The following is a 17,050-nucleotide window of genomic DNA, read 5'->3' as shown; positions in this document are numbered from 1 at the left end:
TCGATTTATTGGTATTTTTCTAAACATAGATTTCTTCTATGTTTTCATGTTTCCCTCATTTATACGTTATTTATTTTATTCTTAAAATAATTTAGGTGGTCTAATCTATGTCTGAAATGAAGCTTCAAGAGCTTAAAAACAAATCTCCAACTAAACTTCTTTCTTTTGCTGAATCGCTTGATATAGAAAACGCTAATGTTATGCGTAAGCAAGAACTGATGTTTTCTATATTAAAAGTTTTATCTAGTAGAGATGTAGAAATTATAGGAGCAGGTGTTATTGAAGTTCTTCAGGATGGTTTTGGTTTTTTACGTTCTCCTGACGCTAACTATTTAGCCGGTCCAGATGATATTTATGTTTCTCCTTCTCAAATTAGAAGTTTTTCTTTAAAAACAGGAGATACAGTTGAAGGACCAATTCGTGCACCTAAAGAAGGTGAAAGGTATTTTGCTCTTTTGAAAGTAAATTCTATCAATTTTGATGTTATTGAAAGAGTGAGAAATAAAATACATTTTGATAATTTAACTCCACTTTATCCAGATAAAAGATTTAATATGGAGTTAAATGATCCGGATAACAAAGACATATCTTCTCGTATTATTGATTTAATATCTCCTATTGGAAAAGGACAAAGAAGTTTAATAGTTGCCCCTCCACGTACGGGTAAGACTATTCTTTTGCAAAGTATTGCTCATTCAATTAAAAAAAATCATCCAGAATGTTACTTAATCGTATTACTTATTGATGAAAGACCAGAAGAAGTAACTGATATGCAAAGATCTGTGCAAGGAGAAGTTATATCTTCAACATTTGATGAACCTGCATCTCGTCATGTACAAGTTGCTGAAATGGTTATTGCAAAAGCTAAGTGTCTTGTGGAATATGGGCTTGATGTTGTCATACTGTTAGATTCAATAACTAGGTTATCTCGTGCTTATAATGTTTTAATGCCATCTTCTGGAAAGATTTTAACTGGAGGAGTAGATGCAAACGCACTCCAGCGTCCAAAAAGGTTTTTTGGTGCAGCGAGAAATATAAAAGAAGGAGGATCTCTTACTATTATTGCTACAGCATTGTTAGACACTGGAAGCCGTATGGATGAAGTTATTTTCGAGGAATTTAAAGGTACTGGTAACTGTGAAATAGTTTTAGATAGAAAGATAGCGGATAAGCGTATTTTCCCCGCTATGGATATTATTAAATCTGGAACTCGTAAAGAAGATCTTTTAATAGAAAAACAAGATCTTCAAAAAGTTTTTATGTTACGTCGAATTGTTTCTTCTATGAATAGCTCTGATGCTATAGAATTTTTGATTGATAAGATAAAACAAACAAAGGATAATAAAGAATTCTTTTATTCAATGAATAAACAAAATTGATAATAATGGGTTTTTAAGCTATAATTGCTTATGGATTATAAAAAAGATACAATTTTTGCTTTATCCTCTGGATCTCCTCCATCTGCTATTTCTGTGATTCGTTTATCTGGCCAATCTTGTTTTCAGGTTTGTGAATTTATTTGTAGAAGGAAAAATCCTTTTCCACGGACAGCGTCTTTGAGATGTTTTTTTTCTTCAGACAATATAATACTAGATAAAGGATTACTGATTATTTTTCCATCACCAGGATCTTTTACAGGCGAGGATTCTGCTGAGTTTTATGTACATGGTGGTATTGCTGTTGTAAATTCTATTTTAGGGGAGTTAGCAAAGAATCCAAATTTGCGCCATGCGAATCCTGGTGAATTTTCTCGTAGAGCTTTCGAAAATGGTAAAATTGATTTGATTGAGGCAGAAAGTTTAGCTGATTTAATTTCTTCTGAAACTGAGATGCAACGTCGTATCTCGATGGAAGGAATGTTTGGAAAATTATCTAGTTTATATAATGAATGGATAGATAAGTTAACACATATACGTTCTTTTATAGAAGCTTATTTGGATTTTTCAGATGAAGAAGATGTACATAATTTTTCTTCTAAAGAAGTTTGGAATGATATTATCTTTCTTAAAGATGAGATATCTTCTCATATATCACAAGGAAGATTCGGTGAAATTATTCGTAATGGGTATAAAATTGTTATTTCAGGTCATTCTAATGCAGGTAAATCAAGTTTATTTAACGCATTAGCAAAAAGAGATATTGCGATTGTTACTGATATTCCTGGTACAACGCGTGATATTCTTACTATAGATCTAGATTTAGAAGGATATCTTGTAAAAATATCAGATACTGCGGGTATTCGTGATACAGATGATGTTATTGAAAAAGAAGGCATTAAAAGAGCATTGCTTGAAGTAGAAAATGCTGATTTGATTTTATTATTACAGGAAATTAACTCAAAAACAGAAATTTATTTTCCGGAAAATATTGATTTTATTTTTATTGGGACAAAAAGTGATCTTTATACCACTAATTTTCATGAATATGATCATCTTATATCTAGCACTACAGGGGAAGGCTTAGAAGAATTAATAAACAAGATAAAAAGTATTCTTTTAAAGAAACTTAATAAAGTTTCCTTTTCTATTCCTAGCCATAAGAGACATTTGGAGCATTTGTCTCAAGCTGTACAATATTTAGAAATGGTTTCTTTTAATGATAAAGATTATGGATTAGATATTATTGCAGAAAATTTACGTTTGGCATCAGTTTCTTTAGGGAAAATAACAGGTAGCGTTGATGTAGAACAGTTGCTTGATATTATCTTTTCAAATTTTTGTATAGGAAAGTGATTTTTTACGATATGAGGTAAGTTATGACGAGTAGATCTTATGACGTAATCGTTATTGGTGGAGGACATGCTGGCTGTGAAGCAGCAGCAGCAGCAGGGAGATTGGGGGCTTTTACTGCCCTTATAACACATAAAATTTCTACTATAGGATCTATGTCGTGTAATCCTGCTATTGGGGGACTTGGTAAAGGTCATCTTGTTAGAGAAATAGATGCTCTAGATGGTTTGATGGGTCGTGTTGCTGATGCTGCTGGAATTCAATTTCGTGTATTGAATGTTAAGAAAGGGCCGGCAGTACGTGGTCCCCGTACTCAAGCAGATCGAGAATTATATTGTTCAGCAATGCAGAAAGAAATTTTATCACAAGAAAATATAGATGTAATACAAGGAGAAGTTACTGGATTTAATGTAAAAAATAATAAAATTGATTCCATAACTATGCAAGAAAATAATGTGATACGCTGTTCCACTTTAGTTTTAACAACGGGAACATTCTTAGGTGGTATTATACATATAGGAAAATTAAAAATTCCAGCAGGGAGGATGGGTGATCTCCCATCAAATTCTCTTTTAGATAGTTTTATGAAGTTTAATTTTGATATGGGTCGTCTTAAAACCGGAACTCCTGCTCGACTTGATGGTAAAACTATTATATGGGAAAAAACGGAAAAACAGTATGCAGATGATAATTTAGTTCCTTTTTCTTTTATGACAGATAAAATAACTAATAAACAAATTGAGTGTGGAATTACTAGAACAAATTTAGATACACATCGTATTATTATTGATAATATAAAGCATTCTGCGATTTATTCAGGGGACATTAAATCTTCTGGTCCACGATATTGTCCATCGATAGAGGATAAAATTATTAGATTTGGTGAACGTAATGGACATCAGATTTTTTTAGAGCCAGAAGGACTGAATACCAATGTGGTATATCCTAATGGTATATCCACTGCTTTGCCGGAAGAAATACAACATCAATTTATTCGGACAATTCCAGGCTTGGAAAAAGTGGATATTATTCATCCTGGATATGCAATTGAATATGATTATGTAAATCCTAAAGAATTATTTCCAACTTTAGAAACCAAGAAAATTTCTGGTTTGTTTTTAGCTGGACAAATTAATGGTACAACAGGATACGAAGAAGCAGCTGCGCAAGGGTTAGTTGCGGGCATAAATTCTGCTCGAAAATCTAAAGGATCAGATTGTGTTCTTTTTAGTCGCACCGATTCTTATATTGGGGTCATGATAGATGATTTAACTTCTACAGGTGTTTTAGAGCCGTATAGGATGTTTACGTCACGATCAGAATATCGTCTTTCTCTTCGTCCAGACAATGCAGATAATAGATTAACTCCTATTGGTATTGAATGGGGATGTATTGGAAGTAAAAGAATAAAACGTTTTGAAAAGTATATGCATGAATATAATTTTCTTCGCAATATGTTGAAATCTTTGGTTTTAACTTCCAAAAACACGTCTTCTGCTGCGATATCGTTGAAAAATGATGGAAAAATCCGTACTGCTTATGACTTTTTAGCATATCCTGATTTTTCTAAGAAGGATCTTTTCGCCATATGTCCTGATGCATGTAAATTTTCTTCAATTGTTCTTGAAAGGATTCAGATTGAATCTTCATATAACGTGTATACAAATAGACAAATGATAGAGGCAAAAGAAATTAGGTTTGAAGAAAAAAGATTAATTCCAAATAATTTTGATTATTCTTCCCTTCCGGCTCTTTCGAATGAGTTAAAAGAAAAATTATCTCGCACAAAACCTTTTAATTTATTGCAAGCATCAAAAATTGAGGGTATGACACCTGCAGCTTTAAATTTATTGTTGATTTATCTTAAAAAAAATGTTGCTATAGAAGAAAATAGAATAATCTGAAACATTAAAATTCGAGAGATATATTGAGAGATAATTATTTTTTAAATAAATATAACGTTTCACGTGAAACATTAGAAAAATTGGAGTTTTTTTATTCGTTGTTTTTAAAATGGTCTGCTAAAATAAATTTAGTATCATCGTCTACTGTAAAAGATTTTTGGATACGCCATGTTGAAGACAGCCTTCGAATGTTTCAGTTGCATCCGTATCCTTCGGTTTGGATTGATTTTGGTAGTGGGGGCGGTTTTCCTGGGATAGTTACGTCTATTCAACTTGCTGGCATTGGAGGAGGATTAGTTAATTTGATTGAATCTAACAACAAAAAAGCTAGTTTTTTGCGATATGTTCTTCAAAAGACTGAAGCACGAGGTAAAGTTTTTGCATGTCGTATTCAAGAAGCTCCTAAAATGATTAAGGAGTGTGATGTAATCTCTGCCAGAGCTGTAGCAAGTATTGATACTCTTTTAGAATATAGTTTTCCGTGGCTTTCTAAAAATGATAATAGTAAAGCTTTTTTTTATAAAGGATGTAACTACGGATTAGAGTTAGATAAAGCAAAACATCGATGGGATTTTTCTTTTATAAAACATAATAGCCTTGTTCATAATGATTCTGTTGTTTTAGAAATATCTCGTGTGAATCGTACTTTAAAAGCTTAAATACTAAAGGGGTATGTCATGAAAGGGAAAAATAGTCGTATTATTACTATAGCTAATCAAAAAGGAGGAGTAGGTAAAACTACAACGGCGATTAATCTTTCTACTGCTTTGGCGGCTATTGGAGAAAATGTTTTATTAATTGATTTGGATCCTCAAGGCAATGCTAGTACTGGTCTTGGAATTGAATTGCATGATAGAAAATACTCTTCATATGAATTATTAATCGGAGAAAAAAATATTGATCAAATTTTGATTCAAACATCTATTCCCAATCTATCAATTGTTCCTTCTACTATGGATTTGTTAGGAATAGAAATGAATTTAGGTGGTGAGAAAGATCGATTATTTCGTCTTCAGAAGGCTTTATCGGATCAATTAAAAAATAATTTTTCGTATATTTTCTTAGATTGTCCTCCCTCATTTAATTTGTTGACTATGAATGCTATGGCAGCTGCTGATTCAATATTAGTTCCACTACAATGTGAATTTTTTGCTCTAGAAGGATTAAGTCAGCTTTTAGAAACTGTTGAAGAAGTGCGTTGTACAGTTAATTCTGCTCTTGATATACAAGGTATTGTTCTTACTATGTTTGATTCTAGAAATAGTTTATCTCAACAAGTTGTATCAGATGTTAGGAATAATCTTGGAGCAAAAGTATATAATACCGTTATACCAAGAAATGTTCGAATTTCTGAAGCCCCTTCTTATGGGAAACCTGCTATTATATATGATTTAAAATGTGCAGGAAGTCAGGCATATTTAAAATTAGCTTCGGAATTAATACAACAAGAACGACAAAGAAAAGAAGCTGCTTAGTTTATTTAAAGGTGAAAAATGTCAAATAATTATTCTAAACGTCGCCTTGGTCGAGGACTTGCTACTCTTATAGGAGAAGTTAGTAAACCTATAGATTCAAATGAAAAGAAAAAAGTAAATTCCCTTGAACCGAATAATTATATATCCATCAACTCTATAGTTCCTAATCCTAATAATCCAAGAGATTATTTTAATTCAGAAGAACTAGAAAATCTTTGTATATCAATAAAATCTCATGGGATAATACAGCCAATTATTGTCCGTTCGATAGATGATGGATTATATAAAATAATTGCTGGAGAAAGACGTTTTCGAGCAGCTAAAATGGCTTCTCTATCAGAGGTTCCTGTTGTTATTCGTAATATAGACAGTAAATCTTCTCTTGAAATTGCGATTGTAGAAAATGTTCAACGTAAAGATTTAAATCCTTTAGAAGAAGCTTTGGGATATGAACAATTAATTTCTGAGTATGGATATACACAAAATGATCTCGGATCTATTATTGGAAAGAGTCGTAGTCATATTGCAAATATACTGAGAATTTTAAAATTACCTAATTCTGTTAAAGAAATGATACGCAAAGAAGATATTTCTTTAGGTCATGCTCGTGCTTTAGTCTCAACCCATGATCCTTTGTCTCTTGCACAAATGATTATTTCTCAAAAAATGTCAGTGCGTGATACAGAAGAATTAGTTAAAGGGAAAAACAAGCAAGAAAAAACAAATAAAACATTTGAAAAAAATATTAGTCAAAAAAACTACTTTGCTGATTTAGAAAAAAATATATCTTCTAAAATTGGTTTAAGCGTTTATATAAAACATCGCAATAATAAAGGTCAATTTTGTATTAAATATGAAACCAATGATCAATTACAGTTAATATGTTCTTTATTAGGACAAAATGATTCTTGAGTATTTAATTACGTCATTTGCTATAATAAGTTATTTTTAGTTCTTATGAACTATTTGTGAGATTGATAATATAGTTTGAAAAATAATATTTTTTTCTAGTGATCTTTTCCTTCGGACAACACGAATTACTTGATCGATTTTATGTAAAGTTTTTTCTACAATTATTTTATTCCATTTTTGCAAGGCTTCTTGTAAAAATAAACGCTTTTTAGTAATGATGTTTTTTTCAATTTTTTGGATTATTTGTTCGAAAGACATTTTAGAGCATTCTTTTTCTATATTAATTTTATCTAGCAATTGAAATTTTTGTAAAAAGCCATTTAGTAGAGCATTTGGCGACATTTTTGATGTGAAAAAAAAATCAGCTAGCATAAGTGCGTGATACGTTTTCCCTTGTAAAGTAGCATTAATAATTTCTTCAATATATAATACATGAGTATCGCAAATTATATCTTTTACATGTTGTTCTGTTATTAAATCATCTTCGGAACAATAAGATAATAGTTTTTGTATTTCATTTCGAGAAGCGACACGATCTCCTCCTAAGTGTTCAAGTAATGTCTGGGTTGCTTCTATAGAGATTGATTTTTTATTTAGTTTAATATTTTCTTTTATTAATTTTAGTAAATCAACGTCATTATCAGGATAACAAGATATTGCAAGAACATTTGTAAATTTTTCTGCTATTTCCCGTAACGCAGTATATTTTTTCAATTCATTAGATTTAATAATAATAATATGGGTATTAATGCTTTTTGAAACTATTTCTTTTAAACATTCTATAACGTTCTTTTCACTAGAAAAGTTATCGATTAAAAGAATCTTTCTTTCGTGGAATAAACTTACTGACTTTATTTCATTCCATAAGATTGTTGGTTTTTTTTGAATTTCCACAGAATCTAAGACAACAAGAGAAAATAAATGAGGATATTCAAGATATATTTTTTCTTTGAATTGAGCAATTAATTCAAATATTAATCCTTTATCTTTCCCATAAAAAATGAATACAAAATGAGAAAGACAATGTTTTTGCGTGGATTTTTTAAAGAATTCATGTGATTTTATTATAGTCATGTGATTATTCAATGTTTTTTATAAAACTGATAACATCAAGATAGATATTATCTGCTAATTCTTGAATAGCATCTTCCGTAGAACTTTGAATAGTACGCATTTTAGCAAATTTTTGATTTGAAAAATCAAATAGAAATGTTACATACGTGCGATTTTTATATAAGATATTTCCGTTGGGGATTTTTTTTAAAGAATAACTTGCTTGCAAAGTAATTCTTCCTGTGTTTTTAAAAAAATTATTATTAATAGAATCATCTATAATCCTTTTTACCACTATATCCAGTTGGAATTGTTCTTTTGTAAAGATAGATGATATAGCAAAATTTAGACTTTTAGATAATGCTTGTGCATCCTCACTAGGAGTAACTGATATCTTTATAGTATGAATATACCGTGCACTATCTTTGTTGTTATAGTAGTATAAAGGATAAACCTTACAACTACTTATAAAAAAACAAAAAGTTAAAAAAATGAATATTGAATATATAGATTTAGATAACAATATTGATGATCCTTCTTGAGACAATAATTATCTTTTTGGGTTTTTCCCCTTGCAAGATATTTTTTATTATATTCAAATTTAGTGTATTTTTTTTAATCAAAGCATCATCGGCATTCATGGGAACTGTAATATAAGCTCTCTTTTTACCATTTACTTGAATAGGAATAGTAATATCTGATTTAACTTCTGTAATACAATATAATTCTGGCCATTTTTGTTGCGCTACTAATCCTGTATTCCCCAATAATTGCCAACACTCTTCCGCAAAATGTGGAATCATAGGGGACATTACGATGATTAATTTTTCTAAAATATATCGCACAGTAAATCGTGTGATTTCGTTACTATTTTTTTCGTAAATTTCTACGAGTGGCGTGCTTATAATATTTATTAGTTCATGAATATTAGCGATAGCTTTGTTAAAAGAAAGTTTCTGATAATTTTCTTCTATATTTTTCAAAATTTTCGTAGATTGACCTATAAGAAGCATGTCTTTTTTTGTTGATGATATTTGCAATTCATCTTTAGCATTATCAATTAAACGCCACATTTTCTGTATAAACTGGTGAGTAGCATTTACTCCTTGATTAGACCATATAAGATCACGATCTGGGGGGGAATCTGACAACACAAATAATCGAGCTGTATCAGCACCATAAGATGTTATGATTTGAGTAGGATCGATTACATTTTTCTTTGATTTTGACATTTTTTCTAAGGGACCGATAATGACTTCCGAATTGTCATAAATACTAAATGCACAATTTTTCCCGTCTACGTTTTTAAAGAATATTTCTTCGGGCTTGAAATATTTCTTCTTTATTCCTTCCAACTGATAATATGTCTCATGCACAACCATACCTTGAGTAAATAAGCGTTTGAATGGTTCTTCAGTTTTAACACGTCCTATTTTTTTTATTGCTCGACAAAAGAATCGAGCGTAAAGAAGATGCAAAATTGCGTGTTCAATACCACCAATATATTGATCTACTGGTAACCAGGGATCAATTAATTCTTGATTAATAGGTTCTTGTGCATGTGGTGTAATATACCTCATATAATACCATGAAGAATCAACAAATGTATCCATAGTATCTGTTTCACGTAAAGCTTTTGCTTTGCATTTTGGACAAAAAACTTTTTTCCATGTTGGATGATGATCAAGTGGATTGCCAGATAAGGTGAAATCCACGTCTTCTGGCAACCTTACAGGTAAATCTTGCTTAGGAACTTCAACAACACCACATTTTGGACAGTGAATAATAGGAATAGGACATCCCCAATAGCGTTGACGTGATATACCCCAATCGCGCAAACGGAAATAAACTTTTCTTTTCCCTATAGGAGATCCCTTAATGCTTTGCTTTTCTAAATGGAGCATTATAGCTTGCGAAGCTTCTGTATTTGTCATCCCATCAAGAAATGATGAGTTAATCATAATACCATTACCAATGAATGCTTTGCCCTTATCATCACTATTTTTAGTATTAGTGTTCTCCATTATAGGAATGATAGGCAAGTCATATTTCTGTGCAAAATACATATCGCGTTGATCAGCAAAAGGACATCCAAAAATTGCACCAGTTCCGTAATTCATAAAAACAAAGTTTGCAATATAAACAGGAATTCGTAATTGAGGATTTAAAGGATGTTTGACATAGATACCAGTATTAATTCCTTTTTTTTCATTTTTCTCTAATTCAGAGAGAGAGGTGCCTCTTTTTTGTTCTTGATCGCAAAAATTTTTTATATCCGTTTTACTGCATGATAATCTTTTAGAAAGTGGATGGTCGACAGCTATGGCTATGAAAGATGCTCCGAAAATTGTTTCAGGTCTTGTTGTGTATACTAGGATTTCTTCATCTTGATCTATTGCATTTGGGACGATTTCCCATCTAATTTCTATTCCTTCGGAGCGTCCAATCCATTTTTTTTGCATAACTTTTACTTTTTCTGGCCATCCAGAAAGAGTTTCAATAGATTCAAGGAGTTCTTGGGAAAAATCAGATATTTTAAAAAACCATTGAGACAAATCACGTTGTTCAATTAACGCGTCAGAACGCCACCCGCGACCATTGATTACCTGTTCATTAGCAAGGACAGTTTGTTCTACAGGATCCCAATTTACTTTTGCGTTTTTGCGAACGACTAAATTGTGTTTCATGAAATCTAAAAATAATAATTGTTGACAATGATAATAATCGACATCACACGTAGCAAATTCTTTGCTCCAATCTATAGACAGCCCTATAGATTGGAGTTGTTTTCTCATAACTTTAATATTTTCATATGTCCATTTTTTAGGATTAATATTGTGTTCCCGTGCAGCATTCTCTGCAGGCATTCCAAAAGCATCCCATCCCATAGGGTGCAATACAGAATAATCATGCGCCATCATAAAACGAGCGATCACATCACCTATTACATAATTTCGCAAATGTCCCATATGGATGTTCCCTGATGGATATGGAAACATTTCAAGTACGAAATATTTTTTTTGTTTATTTTGGTTTTCGGTTTTAAAAATACCGGCTTCATGCCAGGCATTATGCCATTTATAATCCGTCTCTTGGGGAGAATACTTTTTTTTTCCCATCTTAATACCTTTGAAGTAAAAAATGCTATCATCTAATAAAAGAAAGTATTCATTAAAAAAAAAACACCGGAGAAATACTCTATTGGATTCGATTGCATGCTGTCAATTATAATATTAAGAAAGATGAGATTATGTCTATAGAAAATAAGTTGCATAGTTTTAAAAAGAAAATAGAGCATCATGAATTACTTGCAGGACGTGCAAAGGGAAGTGTTTCTTTGGTGGCTGTTTCAAAAATGGTTGATAGTTACAATATTCAGTCTGCTTTGTCTTGTGGACAAGTAATTTTTGCTGAAAATAAGTTGCAAGAAGCAAAAAGAAAGTGGGTTCCTTTACGGAAAGAATGGGAAGTACAATTAAGATTTATTGGTTCTTTGCAATCTAATAAAGTATCAGATATTGTATCACTTTTTGATGTCATTGAGACAGTTGACCGAGAAAAAATAGCTTCTTTATTGTCTCTTGAAATGGTAAAGCAAAATCGCTTTTTACCTGTTTATATTCAAGTAAATACAGGATGCGAAATACAAAAATATGGTATAAATCCGAATGAAGCAAAAGATTTTGTGGTTTTATGTCGACAAAAATATCAGCTTAATGTTGAAGGGTTGATGTGTATTCCTCCTGCTACGGTTAATCCTAGGTCTCATTTTTCTTTGTTATCTAACATTGCTAGAGAATCTGAAATAACCAAATTATCTATGGGAATGACAAAAGACTACGATCTAGCTATTGCATGCGGTGCTACTAGTGTTCGCATAGGTTCTGGCATATTCGGGAAACGTCCATCTTCAACATAGTAAAAATAGAAGATTTACTCAGATTACGTGAATAAAGACAATTTTTTATACTAAAATATTGGATACATCGTAAGATTATTATCTGTTATTTCACGAAGATGAGGACGGATATATATCTCCGGTTATTTTTGAATTATTCTCTTCTATGTTTGTAGAACTCTTTTTTATTTCTGCATCTAGATCAATTTGAGAACAAAGCCCTAATGTTACAGGATCGATAGGTGTTAGACTCGGTGTATTCCAATGCGTACGGTTACGTATTTGCTCAATAGTTGCGCGTGTGGTTCTCACTAGATGAGATATTTGCGCATCTTTAAGCTTAGGATAATTGCGAATCAACCATAGTATTGCATTAGGTCGATCTTGGCGCTTTGATATAGGAGTATATCGCTTTTTCTTTTTCGTATTTTCAAGAATATAAGGACGTGATCTGGATATTTGTAATTTGTGATTCGGATTTTGTTCCCCAATGCGTATTTCTTCAGCAGATAATTGTCCAGAAGAGATGGGATTTAATCCTTTTATGCCTTGTGCAGACTCTCCATCAGCAATGGTCAATATTTCCAAAGGATGTAGACCACAAAATTCTGCTATTTGATCGAAAGAAAGAGATGTATTCTCTATAAGCCACACAGCACTAGCTTTAGGCATTAAAGGTCTTTGACACATAATGTATATCCTTAATCATAAAAGTACGACTCTTCTTTTTCTAAAATCAAAGCCACATTCTTTTTTGTGCATCATAACAGGGAAAAAATAAAAATGGCAATATTAATTTTAGATTTCTATTGTTCACATACTTTAGCAAGAATGAAGATATATTTTTAAATAAACATTTATTGTTCCAGTAAAATTATTCATTTGATGATTCTTATTACAAAAGATGAACTAATTTTTAACCTTAATATATGACTAATAGATTTAGATATTCGTTTAAAAAACGTGAAGTAGTTCACGGGAGCTAATATATTTTTTCAATTTGAAATATGGTTTTATCATAAATGTCTGAAAATCTATCTTGCATCATAGAAGATCAAAATAAGCAGTTCTTGTTATCAGATTGGTGTAAAAAGAAAATAAAGATTTTTGCTGGGCTGATATTGCTTTGTGGATTATTTTCTATCATTCTAGCTCTAGCTACGTGGGATGTATATGATCCGAGCTTTTCATATATAACCCTTCGTTCACCTAGGAATTTTTTAGGATATAGTGGTGCTATTTTCTCTGACATTGTAATGCAGTTTTTTGGCATTGCTAGTGTGGTTTTTTTACCATCTCCCACAATATGGGCTTTTTCGTTATTATTTGATAGAAAAATTTATCATTTTTCACGAAGATTCATTGCATGGTTAGCAAATGTTTTAGTTGCTACAACTTTTTTCTCCTCTTTCCCTCTCTCTGAATCATGGCCTATTCAAAATGGTTTTGGCGGTATAATTGGTGATATAGTCATACGTTTACCTGTTATGTTTTTCGAAGGTTATCAGAGAGAACTGGGATTTTTTTTATTTCAGGTAGTATTGTTTCTAACCATGATTTGGCTACTTCTTTTTTCTTCTGCAACTATATTTCGTGGTATGAATAATGTGTCGCATAATATAGTGATCCATCCTATTAATGTTGATCAGAAAAAGGAACAATTAGAAAAAAAGGAACAATTAGAAAATTTTATGATACCAAGTATGTTGAAATATCTTCGGAATAGATTCGGATATTGGATTAATTACTTTTTCGAATTTGGCATTTTTAATTTTTTGATTCAAAAATATTCAGGTTATTCGAATATATCTTCCCAAGATCGTCTTGAAAAAATTGAGCCTACTTTGGATGTGAGTTTTCCTGAAGTCATTAATTCGGATTCAACGATAGGGATTCAAACGCAAGAAGATCAGATGTTAAATGCTGGTGTAATTCATAATATTCCTAAATCAAATCTCATAAATCATGATGACGGGACTTTCGCTCTTCCTCCTACGAACATTCTTTCTACATTGCAGTCATGTGTAAAGGAGACCACTATTTCTCCAGAAGTTATGCGGGAAAATGCCTGTATATTGAAAAATGTGCTCAGCGATTTTGGAGTTCAAGGAGAAATTGTGAATGTTCGCCCTGGACCTGTTGTAACTCTTTATGAATTAGAACCTGCTCCGGGAATAAAATCATCTCGTATTATTGGCCTTTCCGATGATATTGCTAGGTCTATGAGTGCTGTCTCAGCACGTGTTGCAGTAATACCAGGGAGAAATGCGATAGGAATTGAGCTTCCAAACGATATTCGCGAGACCGTTACACTAAGAGATTTGATTGTTTCTCATGTATTTGAAAAAAATCAATATAATTTACCAATCAATCTTGGGAAAAATATAGAAGGAAAGCCTATAGTTGCTGATCTTGCTAAAATGCCACATCTTTTAATAGCAGGAACTACCGGATCAGGAAAATCTGTAGCTATAAACACTATGATTTTATCTTTGCTGTATCGTATGACGCCGGATCAGTGTCGTTTGATTATGATTGATCCGAAGATGTTGGAACTTTCTGTTTATGATGGGATACCTAACCTGCTTACTCCAGTGGTTACTGATCCCAAAAAAGCTGTTACTACGCTTAAATGGTTAGTCTGTGAGATGGAAGAACGATATCAGAAAATGTCTAAAATAGGTGTGCGAAATATTGATGGTTTCAATCTCAAAGTTGAGCGATATCGTAAAGCAGGGAAAGAATTCAATCGTACAGTGCAGACGGGTTTTGATCGAAAGACAGGTGAGGCTGTTTACGAAACAGAACAGTTTGATTTGCAACATATGCCATATATCGTAGTTGTAATAGACGAAATGGCTGATCTAATGATGGTTGCGAGAAAAGATATAGAAAGCGCTGTACAACGTTTAGCTCAGATGGCTCGTGCATCAGGAATTCACGTAATTATGGCGACACAAAGGCCTTCAGTAGATGTTATTACTGGCACTATTAAGGCTAATTTCCCTACGAGAATTTCTTTTCAAGTATCTTCAAAAATTGATAGTCGTACTATTTTAGGGGAACAAGGGGCAGAGCAGCTTTTAGGACAAGGTGATATGCTTTATATGACAGGAGGTGGACGTGTTCAACGGATACATGGTCCTTTTGTTTCAGATATTGAAGTTGAAAAAGTTGTGTCACACCTTAAAAAACAGGAAGAAGCTCAGTATATTGATATAAAAGAAAAAATGGTGTTAAAGCAGGAGATAGGATTTTCGGAGAACTCTTCTGCATCGGATGATTTATATAAACAGGCTGTAGATATTGTATTGCGGGACAATAAAGCCTCTATATCTTATATACAGCGTCGATTAGGAATTGGATATAATCGTGCTGCATCTATTGTCGAAATAATGGAGGAGAAAGGGGTTATAGGTCCTGCTAGTAGCACTGGTAAACGAGAAATATTAGTATCTTCTATGGAAGAATGTTAGAAAAATACTTTTGGGGGCGCATTTATTTCTACGGTGTGCTCTTTTTAAAGTTTGTGTAGTTAGATATTTGTAAAAGGATGATTTCATAGGAATAGGATTGCCATGGTTTTTGGTAGGTTCACTTGTAATTTCTATGTTTCAATATTTTTTCTTATGAAAAGAGAAAATCACATGTTATTTTTAAGAGAAAGAGCAGCGGTTCGTGCTATTTGGTCGACCCTTTCATTTTCTTTATTTCCTGCATGACCTTTTATCCAATACAAATTAACTACGTGTTTTTTTGAGGCTTCTATCAATTCCATCCAGAGATCTGCATTTTTTACAGGTTTGTTATCAGAAGTTTTCCAACCATTTTTCTCCCATTTCTCTATCCATTGCGAAAATCCTTTATGGACATAAGAACTGTCTGTATATAAAAAAACTTTACAAGGATACTTAAGAGAGGTTAGTGCTTTAATTGCAGCCATTAGCTCCATTCGATTATTAGTTGTTTCTCGTTCTCTACCGGAAAGAGTTTTTTCTTTTCCTTGGTATTGTAATAATACCCCCCACCCTCCAGGCCCTGGGTTCCCAGAGCAAGCACCATCAGTATATGCTCTAATTTCTTTCAAATTTTTATAATCCATATTGTGATATAGAGGACATTTTTTTATGAAATCGTATTTTGCGGACATATTCCATGGGATCTTTTGTAATTACAAGAGCATTAAATGGCATATTTTGGCTATCATAAAGCCGTGTTAAAAAGAAACGTAATGCTGCTCCGCGTAAAAGAGTAGGAAGTGATTGTAGTTCATTTTCTGAAATATTACGTATTTTATTGTATCCGTTCAAAAAAGAAAATCCTCTAGATGGATTATAAGTATTGTTTTCATTAAAACACCAAGCATTGATACAAACAGAAAGATCATACATAAATGAATCATAGCAGGAGAAGTAGAAATCAATCAATCCCATGATTTTATTTTTATAAAATAGTACGTTGTCTGGAAATAAATCTGCATGAATAATGCCAGTTGGTAAATTATGAGGCCAAGATTCTTTTAGAAAATATAATTCATGATCTATTTCCTTTTTTAAATCTTTATCTACCTTAGGGGAACATTTCTCCCATAAAACTTTAAAATCAGGGAGAGATAGATTGTTTTTTCTATACAGATGAAAATCCTTCGTTTTTTGATGCATGCAAGCGAGCATACTTCCAACTTCTTCACAATGTGTTTCAGAAATATGGGTTAATGTGTTGCCTTTGATAAAAGAAAAAATATTAGCTGGCTTGTTAGAGAGAAAGCCATAAATTTTCCCATCATTTCGAGGGATAGGAAGAGGGCACGGTAATTTATTCCGAGAAATATATTTTAATAATTCAATAAAAAAAGGTAGATCTTTTTCATTTATACGTTTTTCATAGATAGTAAGAATATAAGTTCCAACAGAAGTGTGAATGATAAAATTAGAATTATCTATCCCATGAAGGATAGGTTTAATTGAACTTAACTGTCCTATTGCGTATTCTTTTATGAAACGCTTGATTTCTTTTTGAGGAGGATGGGTATAAACAGCCAATTTCAACTCGTTACATATAGGAAATATTTTTGTATAT

Annotated in this window: 14 protein-coding genes; 8 read left to right on the top strand and 6 right to left on the bottom strand. The window is 32.1% G+C overall.

Translation table 11 applies throughout. The annotated features are described in order from the left end of the window. Positions 1-107: 107 nt before the first annotated feature. Genes rho through G293_RS02515 form a run of 6 tightly spaced genes read left to right on the top strand, consistent with a single transcriptional unit; the run spans position 108 to position 7,020 of the window. Positions 108-1,379, top strand: coding sequence for a transcription termination factor Rho (gene rho / locus G293_RS02540; protein WP_047264179.1), 1,272 nt, complete (start codon positions 108-110; stop codon positions 1,377-1,379). A gap of 30 nt (positions 1,380-1,409) precedes the next feature. Then, positions 1,410-2,732 (top strand): tRNA uridine-5-carboxymethylaminomethyl(34) synthesis GTPase MnmE, encoded by a 1,323-nt coding sequence (mnmE, locus tag G293_RS02535; RefSeq protein WP_047264178.1) that lies wholly within the window; start codon positions 1,410-1,412, stop codon positions 2,730-2,732. Between the two features lie 23 nt (positions 2,733-2,755). Next, positions 2,756-4,633 (top strand): tRNA uridine-5-carboxymethylaminomethyl(34) synthesis enzyme MnmG, encoded by a 1,878-nt coding sequence (gene mnmG, locus G293_RS02530; protein ID WP_047264177.1) that lies wholly within the window; start codon positions 2,756-2,758, stop codon positions 4,631-4,633. 23 nt (positions 4,634-4,656) lie between these two features. Beyond that, positions 4,657-5,292 (top strand): 16S rRNA (guanine(527)-N(7))-methyltransferase RsmG, encoded by a 636-nt coding sequence (rsmG, locus tag G293_RS02525; RefSeq protein WP_047264176.1) that lies wholly within the window; start codon positions 4,657-4,659, stop codon positions 5,290-5,292. An 18-nt stretch (positions 5,293-5,310) separates the two neighbouring features. After that, positions 5,311-6,108 (top strand): ParA family protein, encoded by a 798-nt coding sequence (locus G293_RS02520; RefSeq protein ID WP_047264175.1) that lies wholly within the window; start codon positions 5,311-5,313, stop codon positions 6,106-6,108. An 18-nt stretch (positions 6,109-6,126) separates the two neighbouring features. Next, positions 6,127-7,020: a ParB/RepB/Spo0J family partition protein gene (locus tag G293_RS02515; protein WP_047264174.1), complete on the top strand. Its 894-nt coding sequence runs from the start codon at positions 6,127-6,129 to the stop codon at positions 7,018-7,020. A gap of 36 nt (positions 7,021-7,056) precedes the next feature. Here the strand turns inward: G293_RS02515 and holA are convergent, their stop codons facing one another. From holA to leuS, 3 genes are read right to left on the bottom strand one after another with little or no spacing between them, the layout of a single operon-like run. Next, a complete protein-coding gene (gene holA / locus G293_RS02510) occupies positions 7,057-8,094 on the bottom strand; it encodes a DNA polymerase III subunit delta (RefSeq protein ID WP_047264173.1) in 1,038 nt (345 codons plus the stop codon). Positions 8,095-8,098: 4 nt separating this feature from the next. Then, complete coding sequence (locus G293_RS02505; protein ID WP_047264689.1) at positions 8,099-8,596, bottom strand: hypothetical protein; 498 nt, start codon at positions 8,594-8,596, stop codon at positions 8,099-8,101. Next, positions 8,586-11,192, bottom strand: coding sequence for a leucine--tRNA ligase (leuS, locus tag G293_RS02500; protein ID WP_047264172.1), 2,607 nt, complete (start codon positions 11,190-11,192; stop codon positions 8,586-8,588). The genes G293_RS02505 and leuS overlap by 11 nt, the downstream gene beginning before the upstream one ends. Before the next feature lie 128 nt (positions 11,193-11,320). Here leuS and G293_RS02495 point away from each other — a divergent pair, with 128 nt between their 5' ends. Further along, positions 11,321-11,992, top strand: coding sequence for a YggS family pyridoxal phosphate-dependent enzyme (locus tag G293_RS02495; protein ID WP_404990502.1), 672 nt, complete (start codon positions 11,321-11,323; stop codon positions 11,990-11,992). Positions 11,993-12,082: 90 nt separating this feature from the next. Here G293_RS02495 and G293_RS02490 read toward each other — a convergent pair whose 3' ends face one another. Beyond that, positions 12,083-12,661, bottom strand: a complete 579-nt coding sequence (locus G293_RS02490; RefSeq protein ID WP_047264170.1) for a cell cycle transcriptional regulator TrcR — start codon at positions 12,659-12,661, stop codon at positions 12,083-12,085. Positions 12,662-12,993: 332 nt separating this feature from the next. Here G293_RS02490 and G293_RS02485 point away from each other — a divergent pair, with 332 nt between their 5' ends. Continuing rightward, positions 12,994-15,447: a DNA translocase FtsK gene (locus G293_RS02485; protein WP_047264169.1), complete on the top strand. Its 2,454-nt coding sequence runs from the start codon at positions 12,994-12,996 to the stop codon at positions 15,445-15,447. A 167-nt stretch (positions 15,448-15,614) separates the two neighbouring features. On the opposite strand, the gene rnhA is transcribed toward G293_RS02485, so the two are convergent. After that, entirely contained in the window at positions 15,615-16,058 is a 444-nt protein-coding gene (gene rnhA, locus G293_RS02480; protein WP_047264688.1) for a ribonuclease HI, read from the bottom strand. 4 nt (positions 16,059-16,062) lie between these two features. Further along, positions 16,063-17,013 carry a homoserine kinase gene (locus G293_RS02475; RefSeq protein WP_047264168.1) on the bottom strand — a complete coding sequence of 317 codons (951 nt, stop codon included), beginning with the start codon at positions 17,011-17,013 and terminating at the stop codon, positions 16,063-16,065. Between the last annotated feature and the right edge of the window lie 37 nt (positions 17,014-17,050).

It is taken from the genome of Candidatus Liberibacter africanus PTSAPSY (assembly GCF_001021085.1).
In the GTDB taxonomy this organism is placed as follows: Bacteria; Pseudomonadota; Alphaproteobacteria; order Rhizobiales; family Rhizobiaceae; genus Liberibacter; species Liberibacter africanus.
Note: the sequence above shows the minus strand (reverse complement) of the source record. Positions and strands in the feature narration are given on the sequence as shown.